Below are 23,692 nucleotides of genomic sequence, written 5' to 3'. Positions count from 1 at the left end.
CCATGATCACGATTCGCCCCGTCGACCCCGCTGACTTCGACGCCGTCGCGCACCTCACGGTGGACACCTACGTGGGTGGCGGATTCGTCTCCGAGTCCAGCAACTACGTCGCGCGACTGCGGGACACCGCCGCACGAGCGGACCAGGCCGAGGTCGTGGTCGCGGAACTGAACGGCGAGGTCGTCGGATCGGTCACCATCGCCGAGCCGGGCACGCCGTTCGCGGACGTCGCCGGGACCGGCGAACTCGAGTTCCGGATGCTGGCCGTCGCACCCACCGCGCGGGGCAAGGGTGCGGGTTCGGCCCTGGTGCGCCACGTCCTCGACGAGGCCTACGACCGTGGTCTGCACGCGGTCGTCATCTCGACCGAGCCGGAGATGGTCGACGCCCGACGCATCTACGACCGCTACGAGTTCGTGCCCTCGCCGGAGCGGGACTGGGAGCCGATGCCGGGCACGCCGCTCACCGTGCTGGTCCGCGAGATCGCGTAGTCCCGAGCACTTCTCGGCAGCGTCAGCCCAGGACCGTCGCGACGATGCCGGCGAGGTAGCCGAGCCGGGCGATCTCGGACGGCCGGAAGTCCGGACCACCCGGCCGGCCGAGCAGCAGCGCACGCCCGGAGTGTCCCAGCGGGGCGGCCGCGAGCGTGGTGTTCATGTCCTTCCAGAACTGGGGGACCCAGTCGGCCTCGCCGTCGAGGACGGTCGGCTTCTGCAGTGGCATCCACGGCACGTCGCCGGCCTGGGTCTCGGGGGCGCCCGCGCTGCCGACCACGCGGAAGGCGCCGTGCGGGCCTATACCCACCACGGTGGTCCACCCGACCCGCAGCACCCGGGCGGCGCCGTCCACGAGCACCTGCAACCGGTCGTCGCGCGCGCTGGCGACCTGGTCGATGAGTTCGAGTTCGCGGTGCGCGTCGAGGAATCCGGAGTAGGGGCGGATCGAGTCGACGTGCACGCCGTTCAACTGTTCGGCCGCGGTGATGAGGGTGTCCGGCAAGGACCCTTGCGCGACGTCGACGACGAGATCGTCCACCGCGATGCCGGCGCCGCGCTCGACCACGTCGAGGGAGAGGATGTCCGCGCCGACCGAACCCAACGCGACCGCCAACGAACCCAGGCTGCCGGGTCGGTCGGGAAGCTGGACACGCAGTAGATAGGACACACCGATTCCTTCGTCGCGCAGGTCGGCGGAGGTCGTCGTTGCCCCCGCAGGACTCATCCTTTCACCATCGATCGCCGGTGGCGGACACCAATGGGGCACCACCGCAGTTGGTCCGCAGAGAACCCGCAGCTCGCCCCCAAATGGTGATCTCACCGACACGTGGCCGCCGCGGAACGGAAATGCGGGCTGCGATCGACGGCGCTGCCCGCAGCGGGATCGGGTGCAGCCGATAGGCTGACGGGCGATCGCTGTCCGTTGACCTGAAAGGGGCCCACGCGGTGCCTGCCATCTCCCGTGACGAGGTCGCCCACCTCGCCCGGCTGTCCCGGCTCGCGCTGACCGACGCCGAACTCGACGAGTTCGCCGGCCAGCTCGACTCGATCCTCAGCCACGTCAAGACCGTCGCGGAGGTCGCCGCGGACGACGTGCCCCCCACCGCGAACCCCAGCGCCCTGAACAACGTCACCCGGCCCGACGTGATCGCGCCGGGGCTGACGCCCGAGCAGGCGCTCTCCGGTGCGCCCGCCGTCGAGCAGGACCGTTTCGCCGTGCCGCAGATTCTGGGAGAAGAGCAGTGACCGCCGACCTCACCGCGCTCGACGCGTCCGTTCTCGCGACCCGGATCCACGCCAGGGAGGTGTCCTCGGTCGAGGTGACCCAGGCGCACCTGGACCGGATCGTCGCGGTGGACGGCGAGCTCAACGCCTTCCTGCACGTGGCAGGGGAGCGGGCGCTCGCGGCCGCGAAGGACGTCGACGACTCGCTCGCGGCCGGCAACGCCCCGGCGTCCGCGCTGGCGGGGGTGCCGTTGGCGCTCAAGGACGTGTTCACCACGACCGACATGCCGACCACCTGCGGCTCGAAGATCCTCGAGGGCTGGGTCGCGCCCTACGACGCCACCCTGACCACCCGGCTGCGCGAGGCCGGCATCCCGGTGCTCGGCAAGACCAACATGGACGAGTTCGCGATGGGCTCGTCCACCGAGAACTCCGCCTACGGGCCGACCCGAAACCCCTGGGACACCACCCGCATCCCCGGCGGCTCCGGCGGCGGCTCGGCGGCGGCGCTGGCGTCCAATCAGGCACCGCTTGCGATCGGTACCGACACCGGCGGGTCGATCCGCCAGCCCGCGGCCGTCACCGCGACCGTCGGCACCAAGCCGACCTACGGAACGGTCTCGCGGTTCGGTCTCGTCGCCTGTGCCTCCTCGCTGGACCAGGGCGGTCCCTGCGGGCGCACCGTGCTCGACACCGCGCTGCTGCACGAGGTGATCGCTGGCTACGACCCGCGCGATTCCACCTCGATCAACGCACCGGTCCGTCCGGTGGTCGAGGCGGCCCGTCAGGGTGCAACCGGTGACCTGACGGGCGTGCGCGTCGGCGTGGTCAAGGAGCTGCACTCGGACAGCTACCAGCCCGGCGTGATCTCCTCGTTCGACGCGGCGGTCGCGCAGCTCACCGCGCTCGGCGCCGAGGTGGTCGAGGTGTCCTGCCCGAACTTCGAGTACGCGCTCGCGGCCTACTACCTGATCCTGCCGAGCGAGGTGTCTTCCAACCTGGCCCGCTTCGACGCGATGCGGTACGGCCTGCGCGTCGACGACGGCAACATGAGCGCAGACCAGGTGATGGCCGCGACGCGCGCCGCTGGATTCGGCAAAGAGGTCAAGCGCCGCATCATGATCGGCACCTACGCGCTCTCGTCGGGCTACTACGACGCGTACTACGGTTCGGCGCTCAAGGTCCGCACCCTCATCGCCCGCGACTTCGACCGGGCGTACGAGCAGGCCGACGTGCTGGTCTCGCCGACCAGCCCGTTCACCCCGTGGAAGCTGGGCGAGAAGGTCGACGACCCGCTCGCGATGTACCTCTCCGACCTGTGCACCCTGCCGACGAACCTCGCCGGGCACTGCGCGATGTCGGTGCCGTCCGGGTTGTCCGCGGACGACGGGCTGCCGGTCGGCCTGCAGATCATGGCGCCGGCCATGGCCGACGAGCGGCTCTACCGCGTCGGCGCGGCGTACGAGGCCGCCCGCGGCCCGATCACGCGCTGACGCGACCGTGCGTGAATTTCACCCCGACCGGGGTGAAATCCACGCACGGTCGGCGCGGCCGCGTCACGGCCAGGCGAACGCCGGGTCCGTCTCGTAGTCGGCGCGGCGGGCGGCCAGCGCCATGTTCACCATCTCGTGCGCGCCCGAGCCGATGATCTGCCGGATCGGCGGTGTCGGGTTGTCGACGAGCGCGAGGAGGGCGGCCGCGGCCTCCTCGGGCGGCGCGTCCACCCACTCGGCCTCGGCCGAATCGTCCACTGCGGGCACGGAAGCCCGCGGGTCCGGATAGTCCGAGACGCCGAGCACCGTTCGGCGGATCTCGTCGTAGGCCCCGTTCGCGGCGGCGAAGCGCATGCTCGACCCCGCCCAGTCGGTGGCGAAGCCGCCGAGCTGGGCCATCGTCACGAACACCCCGAACGGACGCAGTTCCTCGGCGGCCGCCGCGCTGAACCCCTCCAACGCCCATTTGCTCGCGTTGTAGAGCCCGAAGAGCGGCAGCGCGCCGACGGCGCCGACACTCGACACCTGCACGATGCGTCCGGACCGCTGGGCCCGTAGGTACGGGATCGCGGCTTGCGTAACCCACAGCGCCCCGAAGAAGTTCGTGTCCATCTGCGCGCGGGCCTGTTCCTCGGAGAACTCCTCGACGGCGCCGACGAGCCCGTACCCCGCGTTGTTGACCACGACGTCGATGCGGCCGAATCGGGTGTGCGCGTCGGCGAGCGCCCGCGCCGCGGCCGCGCGGTCGGTGACGTCGAGGGTGATCGCCGCGACGGACTCGGGGTGTGCCGAGACGAGGTCCGCGAGATCCGAGACGTCCCGTGCGGTGGCGGCCACCCGGTCGCCGGCCTCGAGCGCGGCGACCGCGAAGGCTCGGCCCAGCCCACGGGCCGCTCCCGTGACGAACCAGGTTCTCGGTTCGGTGGTGGTCATGAGGATCCCCCTTGTGGTCGGCTAGCTCAACGAGACGGAGCGTCTCGTTGACGACTGTGGCAGTGCGCCCGCGGGTTGTCAAGACGCAACGTCTCGTCTCGATTTGCTACGGTGTGGGCATGTCGGCAGAACAGGAACCCGCCCGCGCCCGGCGGAGCGAACGTGCGCGCTCGGCGATCCTGGCCGCCACCGCGGAGTTGGTGTCCGAGGTCCCGTATCCGCGACTGACGATCGAGGCGATCGCGGCCCGCGCGGGGGTGGGGAAGCAGACCATCTACCGATGGTGGCCGAGCCGGGGTTCGGTGGTGTTCGACGCGATACTCGAGCTTTCGGGTGGTCCGGAGGGCAGCGGACTGCCCGACACCGGCGACATCGCCGCGGATCTGCGGCTGTTCCTCCGGTCCACCGTGGCCGAGATGGCGGAGCCGAGGTTCGACGGGTTCCTGCGGGCGCTCTACGTCGAGATCCAGCAGGACCCGGCCCTCGCGGAGGGCTACCGCACCCAACTCCTCGAGCCGCAGCGGAGGGTCGTGCGCGACCGTCTGCAACGGGGAGTCGAGGCAGGTCAGCTGCGCGACGACGTCGATCTCGAGCTGGCGGTGGACCTGTTGGTGGGGCCGGTGCAGATGCGCTGGTCCCTCGGGCTGAGCGGACTCACCGAGGACTACGCGGACGCTCTTCTCGACCTGGTGCTCGCGGCCCTGGTCACCCGGTGAACCACCGGCGATGCCGGGTGACGGCGAATTCGGCCTTCTCCCTAGCGAGTTCGGTCGACGGCCCGTACAGCGGGGCCACCGGTGCCGGCCCGGAGAGGAAGTCGGCGTCCACCTTGCCGACCAGCCCGCCGCCGAACTCGATGTAGCACGAGCCCCGGCCGAGGTACTTCTCCGGCGGGGGTGTGCCGCGCAGTCGCGCGACGATGCCCGCGGCCACCGTCCGCGCGGCATTCTCGGCGAACACCCCGGCCCGGGGCACGGGGGCGTCGGCGCAGTCGCCGACGGCGTACACGCCCGGGTACGGCGTGGCGAGGGTGGCCGGATCCACGTGGATCCAGCCGTCCGCACCGCCCTCGGTCAGGCCTGACGCTTCGACCACCCCCGGCACTCGGTGCCGTGGGATCCCGATGAACAGGTCGTAGTCGAGTTCGCCGTCCCCGGTGCTCGCCACGTGCCGGACCGGGTCGAGGGAGTGGACGCGTTGTCCCGGCGTGTACCCGATGTCGCGTTCGGCCAGCGCCGCGACCAGGGCCGCCGAGGTCTCGGCGGACACCGGGATCGGGGCGGGCATCGGGGAGACGACGTGAATCCGGGTGCTCGCGCGCATGCCCCGCCGGGTCAGCGAGTCGTGCAGCAGCAGGGCGCCCTCGTACGGTGCGGGTGGACACTTGAACGGCACGCTGAGGATCCCGATCACGACGGTGCCGCCGGTGAAGCCGGCGAGGCGGTCCCGCAGCCGGCAGGTGCCCTCGATCGAGTAGTACTCGTGGCCGTCCGCGACGAACCCGGGGGTCGCGGCGGAGTCGTACTCGGCGCCGAGCGCGACGACGAGGGTGTCGGGCTGGTACTCCGACCGGTCGGTGACCACCCGGCGGGTTCCGGGGTCGATCGAGGTGACCCGTTCCTGGCGGAACTCGACGCCCGGCCGGTTCAGTTCCGCGTAGGGGATCCGGACGGACTCCGGCGTGCGGTCCCGGAACAGGACGTCGATCTTGGAGAAACCGAAGGTGAACGAGTCGTTCTGGTCGATCAGGACCACCCGGGCCGTGTCGGCGACCGATTCGGACAGGCATGCGGCCAGTTCCAGACCGCCGAAACCAGCACCGAGGACCACCACGGTGTGCATGCGTCCAGTGTCCTCGTCTGCCACGCCACGCGGAAGGGGGTCAGCCTCGGGACGGCGGTGCGCAGTCCGGCAGTGCGGTGCCCTGATCGGTGCCGTACCGGTGCCCGTGGCCGGCCGGGGCGTCCAGCGCGCCGAGCAGGTCGACGGTGGTCTGGACGAAACTGACCACCGGCAGCCACCCCGGGCTCGGGGCGTCCTGCCTGGCCCCGTCCAGGCGAGGCGGGAGCACCAGCAGTCGGGGCGACCAGCGCACGACGGGGTCCGAGGTGTTGGCCAGGACGGTGGCACCTGCCGTGTTCACGGTTCCGGCCGGTGGCCCAGCGAAGAGCGCGCCGCACACCGACCCTGCATCGCCGTCGGCGAAGGCGGCGCCGGCACCCACCGAGCCGAGGCTCTGCCCGTAGAGGTACACGTGCGGGCGGCGATCGGGAGGCAGAAGCGAGACCCGCTGCATCACGGCCGAATACAGTGCGCGAGCGGATTCCTGCGCGCCGTCACGGTCGAAGACGAAGGTGGCCCAACTCGGTGCCACCGAGTACTGCACCGCGACCTCCGCGACGTCCCCGCCGAAGCGCTCCTCGAACCCGGCGACGGCGTTGGCGTCGACCCACCCGGAACCCGTCGGTACCGCGATCACGACGTTCGATCGCGTCAGCCCGCCCGCGCGCTCGAGTTCCCGGACCGCGAGGAGAACTCGGGAGCCGAGGTCGGAGGCCCCGTCCACTCCGACGTAGGTCCGCACCACACCGGCGGCGACCGGTGCCGAGACGAACTTGCGGCCCTCGGCGCCGAGGGTGTCCCAGGGCGTCATCGAGGCGGCACTGCCCGACATCGAGGGCGACGTCGGTTGCGGCAAGGCATGGTCCACGGTCGAATTGGCGGTCGCCTGGGATCGGGCGAACTGATCCCACGCCGCCGGCCCGGCCCAGAACGCGATCGCCGTCCCGAGCGTGAGCAGTCCCGCGACCGAGCGTGCCAGGCCGAGCCTGCGCCCGGCCGCGCGGACCGCTCTGCCTGCGGCGACCAGCAGGGCGCACACCACCGCGCCACCGACGAGGATCGCGAGCCAGTGCCAGGGCCCGACCGCCGGTGCGCCCATGGCCGCGCGCAGCTCGTTCTGCCAGCGGTCCGCGAGCACGATCGCCCAGCCGAGCACCGCCGCGCCGATCGGCGCGGCGAGTGGTCGTACCGACCCGCCGGCGACGGGGTGTGGCCGGCGCCGGGACACGCGTTGCCACAGGGCGGCCAGCCCCCACCCGAGCGCCGTCAGCGCGCCGGTGAGCAGCGACTGCGTCGCCGCGCCGCGAGGCAGCAGCGACGGGGCGAGCGAGACCACCGCGCCCGCCGTGAGCGCGATCGTGGTGGACACCCGCGGTGCGGCGAGCGCCAGGCTCGATGCCCAGCCGGTCAGGTGTCGATCGACTGCCGATGCGTGCGAGTCGAAGATCATGCCGGCACCGCTGTCCCGGCCGTCCCGTCGACGGGTACCTGCCTGCGGCGAGAGGCGAAGGCGGCGCCGGCGATCAGCACGAGGCCGGCCCCGCCGGCGAGCGCGTACGCGCCGATCGGCTCGGGTCGTGGAGCGTCGTAGCTCTGTCGCCACGAGTTCGAATTCACCGCGGTGACAGCGACATTGGCCATCAGGTAGCACGACGTGCGGGACTCGTCGATCAGTCGCGATGCGCATGCGGCGTGCATGCGCTCGTCGAGCTGACGGTCCAGGCTCTGGCGGGCCCACGGTCCCAACGGCGCGCCGGAGAGGTCCGCGTATCGCAGCAGGTCGTAGCCGAGATCGTGTCCCTTGCAGGCGGTGTCGAACTCGGCCGGCAGGGGGACCGGCGAGGAGCAGTCGCCGTTCGGGTTGACGAGCATCCCGTCGAGTTGCGCCGGCCGGTAGCCCATCACGGCGTCGAAGTCGGCGGGGATCGCGGCGGCGGCGCTCGCCGGATCGGCGGAGGTGACCGTCTCGATCGCGTGCGCAGCAGCGTCTCGGGCCTGCTGCGCGGCGGTGTCGAGCGCGGGGCGTGCCGTGGCGCCGGCGGGGTGCGGCGCGAGCGCGGCGGTCAGGGCGATGGCGCCGCCGACGGTGAGCACTGTCCAGGTGGTTTTGCGCATGCCGTCGACGCTATGAATCGCCGGCACACGGGCACATCACCCTGTGGCGCGGTCACCGGGTCCCACCCGGGAGTCGGCGTCGGGCGGGTCTCGTACCAGGGTGCCAGTGCGCATCTCACTCTGAGGTATGAGGACTTTTCGGTCCGAGATTCCTAGTGTTTTCGGTGTGAGTAAGAAGAACAAGGTGATCGACAAGGCCGCCCGCGACGCCGCCGCCGCGGTCACGCCGAGACTGAAGCGGATGACCTCCGGCCAGCGACTCGACCTCCTCGTGGTCTTCGTCAGCCTCGTCCTGTACGCGATCGCGTGGCCGACACTGCAGGTCACGCACCACGTGCCCGCTGGGGTGCAACCGGTGATCGCCGGCCTCGCCGCCTTGCCGCTGTTGCTGATCCGGGCGAATCCCGCTCTCGGGTGGGCGATCTCGGCGGCGGGCGCGCTGGTGATCCCGATCGTGTACGAGCGCACGGGGGACTTCGACTTCCCGTGGCAGGTCGTGCACGTAATGGTGATCATGGCGCTGCTGCTCGCCGTGAGCATGCGCGCGCCGCTCCCCGTCGTCGCGGTCGCGTGGATGTCGACGTCGCTGCTGTTCCTTGCCGACGCCCCGGGTCAGGACGGGCGTGGCTGGGCGTTCGGCCTGACCGTGCTGGTCCTGTTCGGTTTGCTGATCCGCTGGCTCGTGCTGTCCCGTCGTCAGCTCGCCCAGCAGGAGGAGGTCAACGAGGTCGAGCGCGCCCGGCGCGCGATCCTCGAGGAGAAGGCACGCATCGCGCGGGACCTGCACGACGTGGTCGCCCACCACATGTCCCTGGTCGTGGTGCAGGCACAGAGCGCGCCCTACCGGATCGACGGCGTGTCCCCGGAGGCGAAGGCCGAGTTCGAGTCGATCGGCGCCACGGCCCGGGAGGCGCTCAACGAGATCCGCGGCATGCTCGGCGTGCTCCGCAGTGACGGGCAACTCGCCGAGAACGCGCCCGTCCCGGGCATCGGCCGTATCGACGAACTGATCGAGGGCAGCAGGCGAGCCGGGATGGCCGTGTCGATCGAGCGCTCCGCTCTGCCGACCGCGATGCCCGACACTGCCGGGCTCGCGATCTACCGGATCCTGCAGGAGTCGCTGTCGAACGCGGCCCGGCACGCACCCGGCGCCGCGGTGCGCGTCACCCTGACGGGAGAGGACGCGTCGACTGTGTTGACCGTGACGAACGCGGCTCCGCCGGGCGCGCCCGCACCCGCGACGGGGCGCTCCGGCGGTCACGGCATCATCGGCATGCAGGACCGGGCGCTGTCGGTCGGCGGCACGCTGACCGCAATCACCACCCCGGACGGCGGATTCGAGGTCCGGGCCCGGATCCCCACCGCACCGGCGGGTTCCGAGGCGCACATCGCACCGGCATAGGGTGGCCGGGTGGCGATCACGGTGTTCATTGCGGACGATCAGGCGATGGTGCGGCAGGGCTTCGGGGCCCTGCTCGCGGCCCAACCCGACATCAGCGTCGTCGGCGACGCCCCCGACGGGAAGGTCGCCGTCGACGAGGTGATGCGGCTGCGGCCGGACGTCGTCCTGATGGACGTGCGGATGCCGGAGATGAACGGGCTCGAGGCGGCCGACCGGATCCTCTCGGCGTCCCTCGAACCGCCCGTGCGGGTACTGATGCTGACCACCTTCGACATCGACGACTACGTCTACGAGGCGCTACGGGTGGGGGCGAGCGGCTTCATGCTCAAGGACGCGCCCGCCGAGGAACTGGTGCGCGCGGTGCGGGTGGTCGCGGACGGCGAGGCGCTGCTCGCGCCGACCGTGACGCGCAGGCTCATCGCCGACGTCACGAGCAGGCGCGCGGCACGGCGGCCCGAACCCGCGCGACTGTCGGCGTTGACCCCCCGGGAACGGGAGGTGCTCGAGCTGATCGCCCGCGGACTGTCGAACGCCGAGATCGCCGAGTCGCTCTTCGTCGCGGAGCAGACCGTCAAGACCCACGTCGGCAAGGTGCTCGCGAAGTTGAACCTGCGCGATCGGGCCCAGGCTGTGGTGCTCGCCTACGAGACCGGGGTGGTCACTCCCGGTTGATCCCACGGTCACCGGATGCCCTTGCGCCCAGGCGCGTGCAGTATTGAGGCACCAGCACGGTCACCCGAGCGAACGGGGGCGCGATGACGACGATCGGCATACTCACCAGCGGTGGCGACTGCCCGGGCCTGAACGCGGTCATCCGCGGCGCCGTGCTCAAGGGTTCCGAGGTGCACGGGCAGGACTTCGTCGGCTTCCTGGACGGGTGGCGAGGATTGGTCGAGGGCGAGGCGATCCCGCTCGACCGCAGTCGCGTACGAGGCCTCTCGCACGAGGGCGGGACGATCCTGGGCACGAGCCGGATCGGACCGTTCCAGGGGCCGAACGGGGGAGCGGCGAACATCGCGGCCACGCTGGAGCGGCTCGGTGTCGATGCGGTGGTCGCGATCGGCGGCGAGGGCACCGCCGCCGCGGCGCAGCGTCTCTTCGAGGAGGGCCTGCACATCGTCGGGGTGCCCAAGACCATCGACAACGACCTCGACCAGACCGACTACACCTTCGGGTTCGACACGGCCGTCGAGATCGCGACGGAGGCGATCGACCGCCTGCGCACGACGGGCAACTCCCACAAGCGGTGCATGGTGCTCGAGGTGATGGGCCGGCACGCCGGCTGGATCGCACTGCATTCGGGGACCGCGGCGGGCGCACACGCGATCCTCATCCCGGAGCATCCCGAGAGCGTCGAACAGATCTGCGCCTGGGTCACCAGCGTCCGCGACCGCGGCCGGGCCCCGATGGTGGTCGTCGCGGAGGGTTTCACGCTGCCGGACATGGCGGCCGCGCACTCGACGAAGGGCCCGGACGGGTTCGACCGCCCGCGGCTCGGGGGCATCGCCGAGGTCCTGGCCCCCCTGATCCAGGAGCGCACCGGAATCGAGACCCGGGCGACGGTGCTCGGCCACATCCAGCGCGGAGGTGTGCCCACCGCGTTCGACCGCGTCCTCGCCACCCGGCTGGGCATGGCCGTGACCGATCTGGTCGCTGCGCGGCGGTGGGGACACATGGTGGCCCTGCGCGGCACCGAGATCGTCGAGGTGGGTTTCGACGAGGCGCTCGTCGATCACAAGTCGGTTCCGGAACACCGCTACCAGGAGATGCGGATCATCTTCGGCTAGGTCTTCCTCTGCGCCTTGGCCTTTGCGGCTCTAGTCTTGCGCTGTGAACACTCCGAAGCACGAGGCGCCGGCAGGTATCACCGGGCGCAGCGTCTCCTACCTGGCCTTCGCCGTGATCGTCGTCGCGTACCTGGCGATCATCAAGATCAGTGGGCTGCTGATTGGCGGCTGGGCCGACGAGGACGACACCCTGACCACCCGAGGGGTGGTCTTCACGATGCTGATCCCACTCGGGCTGGCCCTGTCCTTCACCTACGGTGTGGTCGCCGCGCTCGGGTGGTGGCGGCCGGTGATGAAAGACGACCGCCCGGTCAACCGATGGGTCTGGGTCGTGCCCGCGATCCTCCTCGGCGCAATCCTGCTGGGAATCAACTACAGCGCGCTGTCGGAAAAGGGCTGGCTGTTCGTCGTCTGCCTCCTCATCGCCACGCAGTTCGTCGGCTGGGGAGAGGAAGGCATGTTCCGCGGCATCGGTGTGACGGTGCTGCGCCGGCACGGCCTTCGTGAGGGCCAGGTCGCTCTGTGGTCCAGCCTCGTCTTCGGCGTCGTGCACCTGTCGAACGCGTTCACGGGCGGTGGCGCCTCCGCGATCCCGCAGGCGATCATCGTCAGCCTCGCGGGATACTTCTTCTACCTCACCCGTCGAGTCTCGGGCAGCAACGCACTCAACTCCGTCATGCACGGACTCTTCGACTTCTCGCTGCTCACCGGGGCCGTCATCCTTGTTGACCAGCAGGCGTACGTCGGTACTTTCGCGCCTCTACTGGCCTACCCGATCCTCGCGATCGTCCTCCTGGTCAAGCGTCGCGACATCGAACCGACCCGCGACGCCAACGTGACGACGGTCGTATCGCACTCCTATCCGGCGCCGCCGCGAGAATGACCCGATCGCTCCGGGACGGCGACTCGCGAGCCCCCGGTGGGGCAGCGGCACTCGTCACCGTGAGCGGCGGCCGATCCGGCAGAGCACGAACACCGCCGCGGCCGCGACCGCCGCGACGGTCGATCCGGTGGCCATGACGGCGTCGAGGCCGTGCGCGCTGGCGCCGCGCGCCAGCGTCGACAACGCGGGCGTCGCGGCGGCGAACTGCTCCGGCACGAACTCGAGGATGCGGAGACCGCCACCGGCTGCCAGGCCGTCGGTGACGGCCTGAGCCTGCGGCGCCGGGACGTTCACGGTCATCGACCCCACCGGGAGGTGGGCGAGTCCGGCGCGCGCCTCGGTGGCCACTGCGTGCGAGAACACCGCGCCGAGCCCGGCGACCCCGATCACCGTGCCGATCTGGCGCGCGGTGCTGACGGCGCCGGTCGCCATCCCCGCCCGATCGTCGGACACGAAGGTCAGCGCGGTCTGCGAGGCGATCACCGTCAACGCGCCGAGGCCGCCGCCGCCGACGATCGAGCCGGCGACGAAGTGGGTCCACGTGGTCCCGGCGTCCGACCCGGTGCACAGCCACAGGCCGATCGCCACCGCGGCCAGCGAGATCGGCAGCGACCACCGCGCCGGCCACCGGTGCTGCAGCACCGCCACCGGCGGCGCAACCAGCAGCCCGGCCAGCGTGAGTGGAAGTGCTCGCAGCCCGGCCTGGAACGGGTCGTGGCCGAGGGTGTTGATGAAGTACAGGGCCAGGAAGTTGGTGGCCGCCACCAGGGTTCCCGCCGAGGCGGCCGCGGCGAGGGCGTTGGCCGCGAATGCGGGCCGGACCACCAGGCGCACGTCGAGCATCGGGAACCTGGCCCGCAGTTCGTGAATCACGAATGCGACCGACGACAGCACGGAGACCGCGCCGAGGGCGAGCACCCGCGGCGACGACCAGCCCCAGTCGTTGCCCTGGATCAGTGCGAGGACGCCGGGGAAGAGGCCGAGTGTGAGCAGTCCGGTGCCGATCCAGTCGGCGGGTTGCGCAGTCGCCGAGCGTGATTCGGCGACATAGCGGCAGGCGAGGGCGATCGCGCCGATGCCGATCGGCACGTTGATCAGGAAGATCCACTCCCAGCCGAACGCCGTCACCAGCGCCCCGCCGACAAGGGGCCCCGCCGCGGTCGCCGCGGCCATCACCGCGCCGTAGACGCCGATTGCCTTGGCGCGCTTGGTGGGTTCCGGGAACGCGGCGGCGACGAGGGGGAGTGAGACGCCGAAGAGCAGTGCGGCACCGACACCCTGGACCGCGCGCACGGCGTTGAGCACCGCCACGCTGCCCGCGAGCGCGCATCCGAGCGAGGCGAGTGTGAACACAGTCATGCCCGCGATGTAGAGCCTGCGCCTGCCGATCCGGTCACCGAGCGTCGCCGCCGTCAGCAGCAGTGCGGCGACCGGCAGCGTGTAGGCGTCGACCACCCACTGCAGCCCGCTCAGCGAGGCGTCCAGCGAGGTCTGGATGTTCGCGAGGGCGGCGGCGACGATCGTCATGTCCAGCATCAGCATGAACATGCCGATGCAGACGGTCACGAGCGTGGCGGTGGGGTGCCGGGTGGTGGCCTCGGACGCGGCGGGCGCGTCGGTGGTCGGGCCGGTGATGGCCATCGGGCCTCCTGCACGGGTACACGGATCGAGTACGGAAAGTTCGGGCTACGGGCGTAAAGTAACAGCTGTAGCCCTAAGGGTGTCAATGTGAGCCGGGTCGCGTTCGGTGGCCCGCAGGACCCGGTCCCGCGGCGTATCTAAGGTGGTCGGCGTGATCTCCACGAGGAAGAAACCCCGTCGCACTCCCTCGCGTCGCGGGGACGGTGACGCGCTGCGCGCCGAGATCCTGGCGGCGGCCAGTGAGATGCTCGGCGAGACCGGGAACGTGGACGACGTCTCCCTGCGGGGTGTCGCACGTCGGGTCGGCGTCACTCCCACCTCGATCTACCTGCACTTCGCGGACCGCGACGAGCTGCACCGAGCCGTGCGTGAACTGCGATTCGAGGAGTTCTCGGCGACCGTGCTGGCCGCGGCCGGGGAGGCCGGCGACGATCCGGCCACACGGCTGCGCGCGATGGGGCACGCCTACGTCGCGTACGGCCTCGAGAACCCGGGCCACTACCGGGTGTTCTTCGTCGCCAACCTGACGCCCGCGCCGGGGCGCTCGGTGCCGGGCTCGCACGCGCACCGGGCGATCGCGCTGATCACCGCGGAGATCGGCGAGTACCTGGGCCTGCCCGCCGGCGACCCGAAGACCGTCATGCTCGCGATGCACCTGTGGAGCGCGGTGCACGGCATGGTCGCGCTGCGGCTGGCGAAGGTCGACGGCACCGAGGACCCCTGGCCGGAGGTGCACGAGCAGATCGACAACCTGGCCGATCTGCTGCTCCCGGTGCGCGACGCATAAACTCGTGTCCATGACTGCAGCCGGCCGGGTGGCGACCACGACAGAACTTCTCGACTACGACGAGGTGCTCGCGAAGTTCGAGCCGGTGATGGGCATGGAGGTGCACGTCGAGCTGCACACCGCGACCAAGATGTTCTGCCCGTGCCCGACCACCTTCGGCGCCGAGCCGAACACCCAGGTGTGCCCGGTGTGCCTCGGCCTGCCCGGGTCGATGCCGGTGGTCAACGAGAAGGCCGTCGAGTCGGCGATCCGCATCGGCCTGGCGCTCAACTGCTCGATCACCCCGTGGGGGCGGTTCGCGCGGAAGAACTACTTCTACCCGGACCAGCCGAAGAACTACCAGATCTCCCAGTACGACGAGCCGATCGCGACCGAGGGCTACCTCGACGTGGTCCTCGACGACGGCTCCACCTTCCGCGTCGAGATCGAGCGCGCGCACATGGAGGAGGACACCGGAAAGTCGCTGCACGTCGGCGGCGCGACCGGACGCATCCACGGTGCCAGCCACTCGCTGCTCGACTACAACCGCGCCGGCGTCCCGCTCGTCGAGATCGTCACCAAGACGATCGAGGGTGCTGGCGAACGCGCCCCCGAGGTCGCGCGCGCGTACGTCACCGCACTGCGCGACCTGCTCAAGTCCCTCGACGTGTCCGACGTCCGGATGGACCAGGGCTCCATGCGCTGCGACGCCAACATCTCGCTGATGCCGATCGGCGCCAAGGAGTTCGGCACCCGCACCGAGACCAAGAACGTCAACTCCCTCAAGAGCGTCGAGGTGGCCGTGCGCTACGAGATGCGCAGGCAGGCAGCGGTTCTCAGCTCCGGTGGCGAGGTCATCCAGGAGACCAGGCACTTCCAGGAGGCCGACGGCACCACCTCGGCAGGCCGCCGCAAGGAGACCGCCGAGGACTACCGCTACTTCCCGGAGCCGGACCTCGAGCCGGTCGCGCCGAGCGCCGAGTGGGTCGAGGAGCTGCGCGGCACCCTGCCCGAGCTGCCGTGGATCCGCCGGGCCCGCATCCAGGCCGACTGGGGCGTCTCGGACGAGGAGATGCGTGACCTGGTCAACTCCGGGGCACTGGAGTTGGTCATCGCCACCACCGAAGCCGGCGCGCCCGCCGACGCCGCACGGTCCTGGTGGGTGGCATACCTGTCGCAGCAGGCGAACACCCGCGGCGTCGCGCTGGCCGAATTGCCCATCACCCCGGCGCAGCTGGCGCGCATCATCGCGCTCGTCGCCGACGGGACGCTGGCGAACAAGCAGGCCCGACAGGCTGTGGACGGCGTCCTCGCCGGGGAGGGCGAGCCGGACGAGGTCGTCGCGAAGCGGGAACTCGCTGTGATGCGAGACGATTCGGCGCTGCAGGCGGCGGTCGACGCGGCGCTCGCCGCGAATCCGGACATCGCCGAGAAGATCAAGTCCGGCAAGGTCGCCGCGGCGGGCAAGATCGTCGGCGACGTGATGAAGGCCACCCGTGGGCAGGCCGACCCGGCCCAGGTCAAGGACATGGTCATCGCGGCCTGTTCCTAGGTCGCAGGCCCCGCGCACACGACAACCGAAGGTCCGCGCCCGACACGGCGCGGACCTTCGCGCGTATCGGGCGGTGCGCCCAGGCAGAATCGGGAAATGCCTTCAGTCGGTGCGTCCCTGTTCTGGATAGCTGTGTGTGCGGTAATCGCGCCGCTGATCGCCGGACTGGTGCCGCGCAAGCTGGTGCCCGAGGTGGTGCTGCTCCTGATCGCGGGCGTCGTCATCGGACCGCACGGGCTCGACATCGCGGTGCAGGGCAGCGAGATCGGTCTGCTGCGTGAACTCGGGCTCGGCATGCTGTTCCTGCTCGCCGGGTACGAGATCGACACCACCGAACTGTCGGGTCGAGGCGGCCGCCGGGCGCTCGTCACCTGGATCGGCTGTCTGGCGCTCGCGTTCGCGATCATCGGGGTCCTCGGCCTGACCGGGGCGATCAGCGCGGAGATTGCGGTGGCCATTGCCCTGACATCCACCGCGCTCGGCACTCTGCTGCCGATCCTGAAGGACAGCGGGCTGATCGAGACCAGGCTCGGCCGAACGATTCTCAATCACGGGGCGTTCGGCGAGCTGGGTCCGGTGGTCGCGATGGCCATCCTGCTCGGTTCCCGCGGCGCCGTCGCCTCACTGATCGTGCTGGCGGTGTTCGCGGTGCTCGCCGTGGCGGTCGCGTTCATCCCCGCCAGCGTGCGGCGGGAGGGCTCGAAGCTGCTCTCGATCATCCGACTCGGCTCCGAGACCACCGCGCAGACCACCGTGCGCCTGACGCTCCTGCTGCTGGTCACCCTCGGCTCGCTGGCCACCGTGTTCCATCTGGACGTGATCCTCGGTGCGTTCGCGGCCGGCTTCATCCTGCGTCGGGCGATGCCCGCGGGCGACGAGAAGCTCGAGGCCAAGCTGGACGGCCTCGCGTTCGGGCTGTTGATTCCGGTCTTCTTCATCACCTCCGGGATGTCGATCGACGTGTCCGCGGTGGCCGCGAAACCCGGTGTGCTGCTGGCTTTCCTCGTCCTGATCCTCGTGGTGCGCGGACTGCCGGTGTTCTTCGCGGAGCGCTTCGACCGCGGTCCGGACGGGACCGACGCGCCGCCGACGGCTCGTCAACGCGGGCAGGTGGCGCTCTATGCGGCCACCGGTCTGCCACTGATCGTCGCGGTGACCCAGGTCGCGGTCGACGCCGGCCAGATGTCCACCGCCAACGCCTCGATCCTCGTGGCGGCGGGTGCCATCACCGTGCTCGTGCTCCCGCTGAGCGCCTCGCTGCTCGCGCCGAAATCCGTCGAGGCACCCGTGCGCTGACCCGAGAGTGCCGTCGGCACCCACAACGCCTAGGTCACGAATGATGCGGTGAGTCGTTCGACAGTCTCCCAGAGTTGGTGTTCGCGGCGCGGGTCGTAGGACTCGTCGGACGAGGGGGCTGTCTTGCTGCGGTCGATGTAGCTCCCGGTCGGGGCTTGTGCCCGGGCGAGCGCTGCGTCGGCGAGGTACTGCCCGGCAGCGGCCATGGACGTGGCCATGGGCGTGAGGGTCGCCAGCGGCAGGATGCGACGCATGGCGAACCGTGAGAAGGCCCCCGCGTCGCGGGCGAGTTGGGTACCCGGGACGAAGCCGGGGTTGAAGCCGACGATGTCTGCGCCGGCGGGCAGACGGCGGGCGTACTCGTGGATGAGGTAGATGGCGGCGAGTTTGCTGGTCGAGTAGGCGGTACGGCCGGCCGCGACGGACTCGGGACGGGCGAAGGCACGGACTCTCGCCAGCCGGGCTGGATCGTCCGGCCATACGGGTCCGGGAACCATGCCCATGTTGTGTCTGATATCGCCGAAGTGGGTGTCGCTGACGGTGATCACGGTCCGGGACGGTGTGTGCAGGTGCGGTTGCAGGGCGCGGATGAGGACGTGGTTTGCCAGCACGTTGACGGCGAATGTCGCCTCGAATCCCTCTTTCGTTTCGGTGAGGTCGTTGGTGTGTTGCAGGCCGGCGTTGGCGACGATCAAGTCCGGCGGCGGAAGCTCCGCGTTCTCGACCGCGGCGATGACGAGATCGGCGGCGCTACGAACGCTGTCGAGTGACGACAGGTCCGTGTGAATCGACGTGACTGTGTGGCCCTTGTCCCTGAGTCGTTCCGCCAGCCTCGGTCCGCCGGGGTTGCGCGCGAGTAACACGAGGTGGGCGTCGGGTTCAGCCTGAAGCAGGTGCTGTACGGCAACGTTGCCGATCCCTTGCGTGGCACCAGTCATGACGATGCTGCGGGGCACTGGCTCTCCTTGACGGGTGGCTCGGGAGTATCCGGTTGTGAGAGCGAGTTTGCCTGGCGCCGCGCGAAGTTTCAGTACATCGAGCGATCCGGCTGCCTCTGCGGATCGTCGGTAGCGGCGCCGGCCGGTGCTGCCTGTCGTGATCGGCAGAGGCCGTCGGGCTCGTCGGACCTGCCGTCCTCAGCTTCCCGGCGTCGGCGGGGAGGCGAGCTCAGTCGAACCCGCCGCCGCCCTGGGGCGCCGGGATCTTCACCACCCGGTCGTCGGTGGGGCCGGGCGCACCCCCGGACTTGTTGACGGTGGCCACCCACACCTCGTTCTTGTCGCCCAGGGCGGCGCCGCCGAGCTGCCCGTACTTGTTCTGCGCCGACAGGGACGGCGCAGCGGTGGCGGAGGCGGTGTTCAGGTCGAGCGCGACCACGGCCAGTGCCTTCCCCGCCGTCAACGCCACCGCGACCGCGCTGGAGTCCGCCACGCAACCGGCGACGCCGGGACGGTCGGGCCAGGTCCACACCGGAGCGCCCGCGGCACCGCCCCGGGCGACGCGCTGCAGCCGGTCCTCGAGCGGAGTCCGATCGGTCACCCACACCGTGCCGCCGTGCGGGTCGACGCAGACGCCACCCGCGGTCCCGATGCCCGACAGGGCGATCTGCGGGAACGGCTGGCCGCCGGGTAGGTCCGGGGTCAGTGCGGTGACCTTCAGCAGCTTTCCGGCCAGTGAGGCGGGATCGGTTGCGGCGGCGGGGTTGCCGGCGTTGCCGGTGAGCACCATCAGTTCGTTCGGTGCGGTGAAGGCGAGGGCGCCCGCGTTGCCGGACGCACCGCGAGGGATGCCGGTGAGCACTGCCTTCGGGGTGTCACCGGGCGCGAGCCGCACCACGCGGTTGTCACCGGGGGTGCTCACGTAGGCGTAGAGCAGGTTGTCCTCGACATAGGACGGTGACAGGGCGATCGAGAGCAGGCCCCCGTCGCCGGAGCCGTCGACGTCGAGGCGGGCGATCTCCTCGGGCGCGGTGCCGGGTGCGACCCGCAGGATCCGTCCGGTGCGTCGTTCGGTGACCAGGGCGGACTGGCCGCCCGGCAGCATCGCCAGGCCGCCGGTGGTGTCCAGGCAGGTGGCCACGACGTTCGGGTCGGGGTCCTCGCAGGGCACGAGAACCCGCGGTGACTCGTCGGGGCCGGTGGTGGGGCCGGGCGTCGGGGCCTGCTGACGGGGCTGCACCTCGCCGCCCGCGGAGAAGGTCGGGACGGTGCTGAACGGTGTCGAGGCGGCGTCGTCGAACCTCGCGCAGCCGACGACGGCCAGGCCCGCCAGGCACACGGACAGCGATGCGGCAGCGGCGCGGCGAATCGACTGCAGTCCCATGCCCTCGAACGGTACGCAGCCGCGGGCGAGTTCGGCGCGCCGACCCTCGACCCCCACGTCGGACCGTCCGCGCGCTCTACCCTGGGTCCGTGACCGACAAGCCTCGACAGACCCCCGACCGTGACACAGCCGAGCGACTGGTTTCGAGCCCGTTCGACCAAGCGACCGAGCGCATCCCGACCACCGACGAGGACCTGGGGCTGCTGCCGACCGAGCAGATTCCGACCTATCGCGGCGCTTCGCTGCCGCCGATCGGGGCGGCCGAGCCGGTGGTCGAGCAGGTGCGCTTCGCCGACAACGGCGCCGACGACGTCCGTGCTGACAACGACACCGAGGTGATGCGGCGCGACAACGTCACCGAGGAGCTCCGCACCGCGGACTCGTACGACCGCGAACTGGCCGCGACCTTCGCGGCCGCACAGGCGGTGCCCGAGGTGGTTGCGCCCGCGCCGGTCGCCGCGACGCCGCGCGGCACCCTGGACCTCGGACTGCTCGTGCTGAGGGTGGCGCTCGGGGCGGTCGCGGTGGTGCACGGGCTGCAGAAACTCTTCGGTGTCTGGGGCGGGCCCGGCATGGACGGCTTCCAGACCTATCTGCTCGACGCCGGCTTCCAGCAGGCCCGACTGCTGGCGGTGGTGGGAGCGGTCGGCGAGGTCGCGGCCGGAGTCTGCCTGATCGTCGGGCTGCTGACCCCGCTGGCCGCGGCCGGCTTGCTCGCGCTGATGATCAACGCGTGGTGCGTGCGCCAGGCCGCCGAACCCGGTTTCCAGTTCTTCGCGCCGGGCGGCGCCGAACTGGAGACCGTGCTCGTCGCGGCGCTGGTGGCGCTGATCCTCACCGGACCGGGTCGGATCTCGGTGGACGGACGTCGCAAGTGGGCGACCCGCCCGCACGTCGGGTCGTCGCTCGCGCTGATCCTCGGGGTGGCGGGCGGCGTGTGCCTGTGGATCTTCCTCAACGGCTCGAATCCCCTGACCTGAGCCGGGGGATTCGAGCCGGTCGGAGGGTCAGACGGTGAGAGTCTCCGGCGCGGGCTGGGGTGAGGGCTCCCGGGGCGCCGCCATCCGCCTGCCGAGGACTGACTTGCGGTACCCGTAGGCGAAGTACACCGCGACCCCGACGACCATCCACACGACGAACCGGATCCAGGTCTCCACCGACAGGTTCAGCATCAACCACCCGCAGGCGGCCACGGCGAGCACCGGGACGAGTGGGACCAACGGCACCCGGAAGCCGCGCGGCAGGTCGGGCCGGGTCCGGCGGAGCACCAGCACACCGAGGCACACCAGCACGAAGGCGAACAGGGTGCCGATGTTGACCATTTCTTCGAGGGTGCCCATGGGGAAGAGTGCGGCGAGCACCGCGACGACGAGACCGACGAGGAGGGTGATCCGGACGGGGGTGCCCTTGGCTCCGGTCTTGGCGAGACCTCGTGGCATCAGGCCGTCGCGGGACATCGCGAACAGCACCCGGGTCTGGCCGAGCATCATCACCATGACGACGGTGGTCAGACCGGCGAGGCCGCCGAAGTTGATGGCCATCTGCGCCCAGGTGATGCCGTGCGCCTCGAACGCGGTGGCCAGGGTCGCGCTGCTGTCGCCGACCAGGGGACTGCCGGTGCGCAGGTCGGTGTACTTGACCATGCCGGTCAGCACCACGGTGACAGCCACGTAGAGCACGGTGACGATGGCCAGGGAGGCGAGGATGCCTCGGGGGAGGGCCTTCTGGGGGTTCTTCGTCTCCTCGGCGGTGGTGGCGACGACGTCGAATCCGATGAATGCGAAGAACACCAGGCCCGCCGCGGCGAGCAGTCCGTACCAGCCGTAGGTGCTGCCGCCCGCGCCGGTCAGCATCGACAGCAGCGACTGGTGAACGCCGGCTGCGGAGCTCGTCGCCTCCTCGGCGGGCGGAATGAACGGTGAGTAGTTGTCCTTGTTGATGTAGAACGCGCCGACCACGATGACGAGCAGGACGACGACGATCTTGATCGCGGTGACGACCGCACCGACTCGGGAGGACACCTTGGTTCCGACGGCGAGGACGATGGTGATCGCGCCGATGATCAGCAGTGCGCCCCAGTCGAAGTCGACGGGGCCGAGGTGGGCCGTCGTCGATCCGCTGGAACCGAAGACGTTGCCCAGGTAGAGCGACCAGCCTTTCGCGACCACGGCGGAGGCCAGGGCGAACTCGAGGACGAGGTCCCATCCGATGATCCAGGCGACGAACTCGCCGAACGTCGCGTACGAGTAGGTGTAGGCGCTGCCGGCGACGGGAACGGTGGATGCGAACTCGGCGTAGCAGAGTGCGGCCAGGCCGCACGCACAGGCGGCGAGCACGAACGCCAGCGAAATCGACGGTCCGGCAACATTTCCCGCGGTCCGCGCCGTGAGCGTGAAGATTCCGGCGCCGATGACGACTGCCACGCCGAACACCGTCAGATCGCGCGCCGTCAGTTCTCGTCGCAGCCTCGTGCCGGGTTCGTCGGTGTCCGCTATCGACTGTTCGACTGATTTCTTACGCCAGATACCGCTTCCGGGCATGGGTGGGCTCCTCGGTTCGCTCCGTACGGCCTCGTGGGCCGGTGGTCGTGGCCGCCAGATGTGACGTGGGTCTCAGTGGCGAGACGAGAAAAGCACCGGCCGCAGATCCGTGCAACACCGAGTCGCGCAGGTGTGCGCCTTGCTCAGCACCGGCCGTGGTCGCCGGTGTGCAACTGAGCACGGTGATCACTCGATCCGCGGGCGGGGCCGCGCCTCGCCCACACCTGTTGACAATCGTGTGACGCGGCTTACAGTTCACACCGCGGGAATCCCCGTATCCCATTGCCCCACAGCGCGGTCGCCCCAGAAGGGTGACGTCGTGGTGGGTGCCGCCAGTGAAGGAGCAGCAATGAGCGCTGTCAACACCCTCGCCGAACAGGACTTCGAGCAACTGTCCATCCGGCGACTGACCGGCGGTTTCGCCAGCATCATCGCCGTGCACGACACCACGCTCGGCCCGGCGCTCGGGGGCGTGCGCATTCGCAAGTACGCCAGCGACGACCTCGCCGCTGCCGACGCGTTGCGACTGGCAAGGGCGATGACGTTCAAGGCTGCCCTCGCGGGACTGCCTCTTGGCGGCGGCAAGTCGGTGATCAACGCCGACCCGCGCGAGGACAAGTCCCGTGGCCTGCTGGAGGAGCACGGGCGGCACGTCGCGGCGCTCGGCGGTCGCTACATCCCGGGCGCCGACATGGGGACCGGCCCGGCCGACCTCGAGGTGATCGGGCGATACGCGCCGCAGGTGTCCAGTGACGGCCGCGACCCGTCGCCGTACACGGCGCGGGGGGTGGTCGCCTCGATCCTGACCGTGTCGAACCGACTGTCCGGCAACGGGATCGGGCACGACGGACTCGACGGGCTTCGGGTCGCCGTGCAGGGGATCGGGAACGTGGGCCTCGGGATCGTCGAGCAGCTCACCGCGCGCGGCGCACGCGTGCTGGTCGCCGATCCGGATCCGGCCCGGGTGGAACTGGCGGTCGAGCGCCACGGGGCGAGCGCGACCACGCTCGACGAGGTCCTGCTCGCGGACGTCGACGTCGTGTGCCCCGCCGGACCCGGTCTGGTCGTGACCGAGGCGATCGCGGGGAGCCTACGGGCGGGCGCCGTCGTCGGGGCGGCGAACAACATGCTCGCCGATCCGGGGGTCGGGGCGACGCTGACCGCCCGCGGCGTCGTCCACGTCCCCGACTTCGTGTCGAACGCCGGGGGGCTGATCTCCTGCGCCGCCGAGGTCAGCGGCGACACGGAGTTCCTGGATCGAGTGGATCGGATCGGCGGCGTCGTCGACGAGATCCTGCGGCACGCGACGGCGACCGGGACGGACCCCGACACCGCGGCGATTGCCTTGGCCCGCAAGCGGATCGACGAGGTTCGCGCCGCTGCGTGACCGGTTACGCCC

The 23,692-nt window shown here is 70.7% G+C and carries 22 protein-coding genes; 13 read left to right on the top strand and 9 right to left on the bottom strand.

What is annotated here, in order from left to right; genetic code table 11:
- Nucleotides 1-2: 2 nt before the first annotated feature.
- Nucleotides 3-491, top strand: coding sequence for a GNAT family N-acetyltransferase (locus ACFXGJ_RS10600; RefSeq protein WP_378618702.1), 489 nt, complete (start codon nt 3-5; stop codon nt 489-491).
- Nucleotides 492-513: 22 nt separating this feature from the next.
- On the opposite strand, the gene ACFXGJ_RS10595 is transcribed toward ACFXGJ_RS10600, so the two are convergent.
- A complete protein-coding gene (locus tag ACFXGJ_RS10595) occupies nt 514-1,164 on the bottom strand; it encodes an amino acid-binding protein (protein ID WP_378618747.1) in 651 nt (216 codons plus the stop codon).
- Nucleotides 1,165-1,442: 278 nt separating this feature from the next.
- Here ACFXGJ_RS10595 and gatC point away from each other — a divergent pair, with 278 nt between their 5' ends.
- Nucleotides 1,443-1,742, top strand: a complete 300-nt coding sequence (gene gatC / locus ACFXGJ_RS10590) for an Asp-tRNA(Asn)/Glu-tRNA(Gln) amidotransferase subunit GatC (RefSeq protein ID WP_378422893.1) — start codon at nt 1,443-1,445, stop codon at nt 1,740-1,742.
- Nucleotides 1,739-3,214, top strand: a complete 1,476-nt coding sequence (gene gatA / locus ACFXGJ_RS10585) for an Asp-tRNA(Asn)/Glu-tRNA(Gln) amidotransferase subunit GatA (protein ID WP_378618699.1) — start codon at nt 1,739-1,741, stop codon at nt 3,212-3,214. The genes gatC and gatA overlap by 4 nt, the downstream gene beginning before the upstream one ends.
- Nucleotides 3,215-3,277: 63 nt before the next feature.
- Here the strand turns inward: gatA and ACFXGJ_RS10580 are convergent, their stop codons facing one another.
- The gene (locus tag ACFXGJ_RS10580) at nt 3,278-4,147 is read right to left on the bottom strand and encodes an SDR family NAD(P)-dependent oxidoreductase (protein ID WP_378618696.1); all 870 of its coding nucleotides are present in this window, start codon (nt 4,145-4,147) and stop codon (nt 3,278-3,280) included.
- A gap of 119 nt (nt 4,148-4,266) precedes the next feature.
- Between ACFXGJ_RS10580 and ACFXGJ_RS10575 the strand changes: the two genes are divergently transcribed.
- Entirely contained in the window at nt 4,267-4,863 is a 597-nt protein-coding gene (locus tag ACFXGJ_RS10575; RefSeq protein WP_378618693.1) for a TetR/AcrR family transcriptional regulator, read from the top strand.
- Here the strand turns inward: ACFXGJ_RS10575 and ACFXGJ_RS10570 are convergent.
- Genes ACFXGJ_RS10570 through ACFXGJ_RS10560 form a run of 3 tightly spaced genes read right to left on the bottom strand, consistent with a single transcriptional unit; the run spans nt 4,853 to nt 8,104 of the window.
- Nucleotides 4,853-5,989, bottom strand: a complete 1,137-nt coding sequence (locus ACFXGJ_RS10570) for an NAD(P)/FAD-dependent oxidoreductase (RefSeq protein ID WP_378618691.1) — start codon at nt 5,987-5,989, stop codon at nt 4,853-4,855. The genes ACFXGJ_RS10575 and ACFXGJ_RS10570 overlap by 11 nt on opposite strands.
- 40 nt (nt 5,990-6,029) lie before the next feature.
- Nucleotides 6,030-7,439, bottom strand: a complete 1,410-nt coding sequence (locus tag ACFXGJ_RS10565) for an alpha/beta-hydrolase family protein (protein ID WP_378618688.1) — start codon at nt 7,437-7,439, stop codon at nt 6,030-6,032.
- Nucleotides 7,436-8,104 carry a hypothetical protein gene (locus ACFXGJ_RS10560; RefSeq protein WP_378618686.1) on the bottom strand — a complete coding sequence of 223 codons (669 nt, stop codon included), beginning with the start codon at nt 8,102-8,104 and terminating at the stop codon, nt 7,436-7,438. Before ACFXGJ_RS10560 ends, ACFXGJ_RS10565 begins: the two co-directional genes overlap by 4 nt.
- Nucleotides 8,105-8,345: 241 nt before the next feature.
- Here ACFXGJ_RS10560 and ACFXGJ_RS10555 point away from each other — a divergent pair, with 241 nt between their 5' ends.
- From ACFXGJ_RS10555 to ACFXGJ_RS10540, 4 genes are all read left to right on the top strand, one after another.
- Nucleotides 8,346-9,506: a sensor histidine kinase gene (locus ACFXGJ_RS10555; protein ID WP_378618744.1), complete on the top strand. Its 1,161-nt coding sequence runs from the start codon at nt 8,346-8,348 to the stop codon at nt 9,504-9,506.
- A gap of 9 nt (nt 9,507-9,515) precedes the next feature.
- Nucleotides 9,516-10,178: a response regulator gene (locus ACFXGJ_RS10550; RefSeq protein WP_378618683.1), complete on the top strand. Its 663-nt coding sequence runs from the start codon at nt 9,516-9,518 to the stop codon at nt 10,176-10,178.
- Between the two features lie 83 nt (nt 10,179-10,261).
- Complete coding sequence (locus ACFXGJ_RS10545; protein WP_378618681.1) at nt 10,262-11,293, top strand: ATP-dependent 6-phosphofructokinase; 1,032 nt, start codon at nt 10,262-10,264, stop codon at nt 11,291-11,293.
- Nucleotides 11,294-11,336: 43 nt separating this feature from the next.
- Nucleotides 11,337-12,176, top strand: coding sequence for a CPBP family intramembrane glutamic endopeptidase (locus tag ACFXGJ_RS10540; protein ID WP_378618679.1), 840 nt, complete (start codon nt 11,337-11,339; stop codon nt 12,174-12,176).
- Nucleotides 12,177-12,230: 54 nt separating this feature from the next.
- Here ACFXGJ_RS10540 and ACFXGJ_RS10535 read toward each other — a convergent pair whose 3' ends face one another.
- Entirely contained in the window at nt 12,231-13,817 is a 1,587-nt protein-coding gene (locus ACFXGJ_RS10535) for an MFS transporter (RefSeq protein ID WP_378618676.1), read from the bottom strand.
- 151 nt (nt 13,818-13,968) lie between these two features.
- On the opposite strand from ACFXGJ_RS10535, the gene ACFXGJ_RS10530 reads away from it, so the two are divergent.
- The 3 genes from ACFXGJ_RS10530 to ACFXGJ_RS10520 all read left to right on the top strand — a co-directional run bounded on the left by ACFXGJ_RS10530 (nt 13,969) and on the right by ACFXGJ_RS10520 (nt 17,431).
- Entirely contained in the window at nt 13,969-14,604 is a 636-nt protein-coding gene (locus tag ACFXGJ_RS10530) for a TetR/AcrR family transcriptional regulator (RefSeq protein WP_378618673.1), read from the top strand.
- 10 nt (nt 14,605-14,614) lie between these two features.
- Nucleotides 14,615-16,135, top strand: coding sequence for an Asp-tRNA(Asn)/Glu-tRNA(Gln) amidotransferase subunit GatB (gene gatB / locus ACFXGJ_RS10525; protein ID WP_378618670.1), 1,521 nt, complete (start codon nt 14,615-14,617; stop codon nt 16,133-16,135).
- A gap of 96 nt (nt 16,136-16,231) precedes the next feature.
- Complete coding sequence (locus tag ACFXGJ_RS10520) at nt 16,232-17,431, top strand: cation:proton antiporter (protein ID WP_378618667.1); 1,200 nt, start codon at nt 16,232-16,234, stop codon at nt 17,429-17,431.
- 29 nt (nt 17,432-17,460) lie between these two features.
- Here ACFXGJ_RS10520 and ACFXGJ_RS10515 read toward each other — a convergent pair whose 3' ends face one another.
- Nucleotides 17,461-18,387: an SDR family NAD(P)-dependent oxidoreductase gene (locus ACFXGJ_RS10515; protein WP_378618665.1), complete on the bottom strand. Its 927-nt coding sequence runs from the start codon at nt 18,385-18,387 to the stop codon at nt 17,461-17,463.
- A gap of 211 nt (nt 18,388-18,598) precedes the next feature.
- Nucleotides 18,599-19,753 carry a PQQ-dependent sugar dehydrogenase gene (locus ACFXGJ_RS10510; RefSeq protein ID WP_378618662.1) on the bottom strand — a complete coding sequence of 385 codons (1,155 nt, stop codon included), beginning with the start codon at nt 19,751-19,753 and terminating at the stop codon, nt 18,599-18,601.
- A gap of 89 nt (nt 19,754-19,842) precedes the next feature.
- On the opposite strand from ACFXGJ_RS10510, the gene ACFXGJ_RS10505 reads away from it, so the two are divergent.
- On the top strand, nt 19,843-20,733 hold the full coding sequence (locus ACFXGJ_RS10505) for a DoxX family protein (RefSeq protein ID WP_378618660.1): 891 nt from the start codon (nt 19,843-19,845) through the stop codon (nt 20,731-20,733).
- 27 nt (nt 20,734-20,760) lie between these two features.
- On the opposite strand, the gene ACFXGJ_RS10500 is transcribed toward ACFXGJ_RS10505, so the two are convergent.
- Nucleotides 20,761-22,293 (bottom strand): amino acid permease, encoded by a 1,533-nt coding sequence (locus tag ACFXGJ_RS10500; protein ID WP_378618657.1) that lies wholly within the window; start codon nt 22,291-22,293, stop codon nt 20,761-20,763.
- A 349-nt stretch (nt 22,294-22,642) separates the two neighbouring features.
- Here ACFXGJ_RS10500 and ACFXGJ_RS10495 point away from each other — a divergent pair, with 349 nt between their 5' ends.
- Nucleotides 22,643-23,680, top strand: coding sequence for a Glu/Leu/Phe/Val dehydrogenase dimerization domain-containing protein (locus tag ACFXGJ_RS10495; RefSeq protein WP_378618654.1), 1,038 nt, complete (start codon nt 22,643-22,645; stop codon nt 23,678-23,680).
- Nucleotides 23,681-23,692 lie beyond the last annotated feature (12 nt).

Origin of the sequence: Rhodococcus sp. NPDC059234 (genome assembly GCF_042754225.1) — a bacterium.
Classification (GTDB): domain Bacteria; phylum Actinomycetota; class Actinomycetes; order Mycobacteriales; family Mycobacteriaceae; genus Rhodococcus_G.
Note: the sequence above shows the minus strand (reverse complement) of the source record. Positions and strands in the feature narration are given on the sequence as shown.

Coding starts and splice junctions, on each gene's coding strand:
- ACFXGJ_RS10600 (WP_378618702.1), top strand. CDS start 3: ATGATCACGATTCGCCCCGTCGACCCCGCTGACTTCGACGCCGTCGCG.
- ACFXGJ_RS10580 (WP_378618696.1), bottom strand. CDS start 4,147: ATGACCACCACCGAACCGAGAACCTGGTTCGTCACGGGAGCGGCCCGT.
- ACFXGJ_RS10575 (WP_378618693.1), top strand. CDS start 4,267: ATGTCGGCAGAACAGGAACCCGCCCGCGCCCGGCGGAGCGAACGTGCG.
- ACFXGJ_RS10570 (WP_378618691.1), bottom strand. CDS start 5,989: ATGCACACCGTGGTGGTCCTCGGTGCTGGTTTCGGCGGTCTGGAACTG.
- ACFXGJ_RS10565 (WP_378618688.1), bottom strand. CDS start 7,439: ATGATCTTCGACTCGCACGCATCGGCAGTCGATCGACACCTGACCGGC.
- ACFXGJ_RS10560 (WP_378618686.1), bottom strand. CDS start 8,104: ATGCGCAAAACCACCTGGACAGTGCTCACCGTCGGCGGCGCCATCGCC.
- ACFXGJ_RS10555 (WP_378618744.1), top strand. CDS start 8,346: ATGACCTCCGGCCAGCGACTCGACCTCCTCGTGGTCTTCGTCAGCCTC.
- ACFXGJ_RS10545 (WP_378618681.1), top strand. CDS start 10,262: ATGACGACGATCGGCATACTCACCAGCGGTGGCGACTGCCCGGGCCTG.
- ACFXGJ_RS10535 (WP_378618676.1), bottom strand. CDS start 13,817: ATGGCCATCACCGGCCCGACCACCGACGCGCCCGCCGCGTCCGAGGCC.
- gatB (WP_378618670.1), top strand. CDS start 14,615: ATGACTGCAGCCGGCCGGGTGGCGACCACGACAGAACTTCTCGACTAC.
- ACFXGJ_RS10520 (WP_378618667.1), top strand. CDS start 16,232: ATGCCTTCAGTCGGTGCGTCCCTGTTCTGGATAGCTGTGTGTGCGGTA.
- ACFXGJ_RS10510 (WP_378618662.1), bottom strand. CDS start 19,753: ATGGGACTGCAGTCGATTCGCCGCGCCGCTGCCGCATCGCTGTCCGTG.
- ACFXGJ_RS10500 (WP_378618657.1), bottom strand. CDS start 22,293: ATGCCCGGAAGCGGTATCTGGCGTAAGAAATCAGTCGAACAGTCGATA.
- ACFXGJ_RS10495 (WP_378618654.1), top strand. CDS start 22,643: ATGAGCGCTGTCAACACCCTCGCCGAACAGGACTTCGAGCAACTGTCC.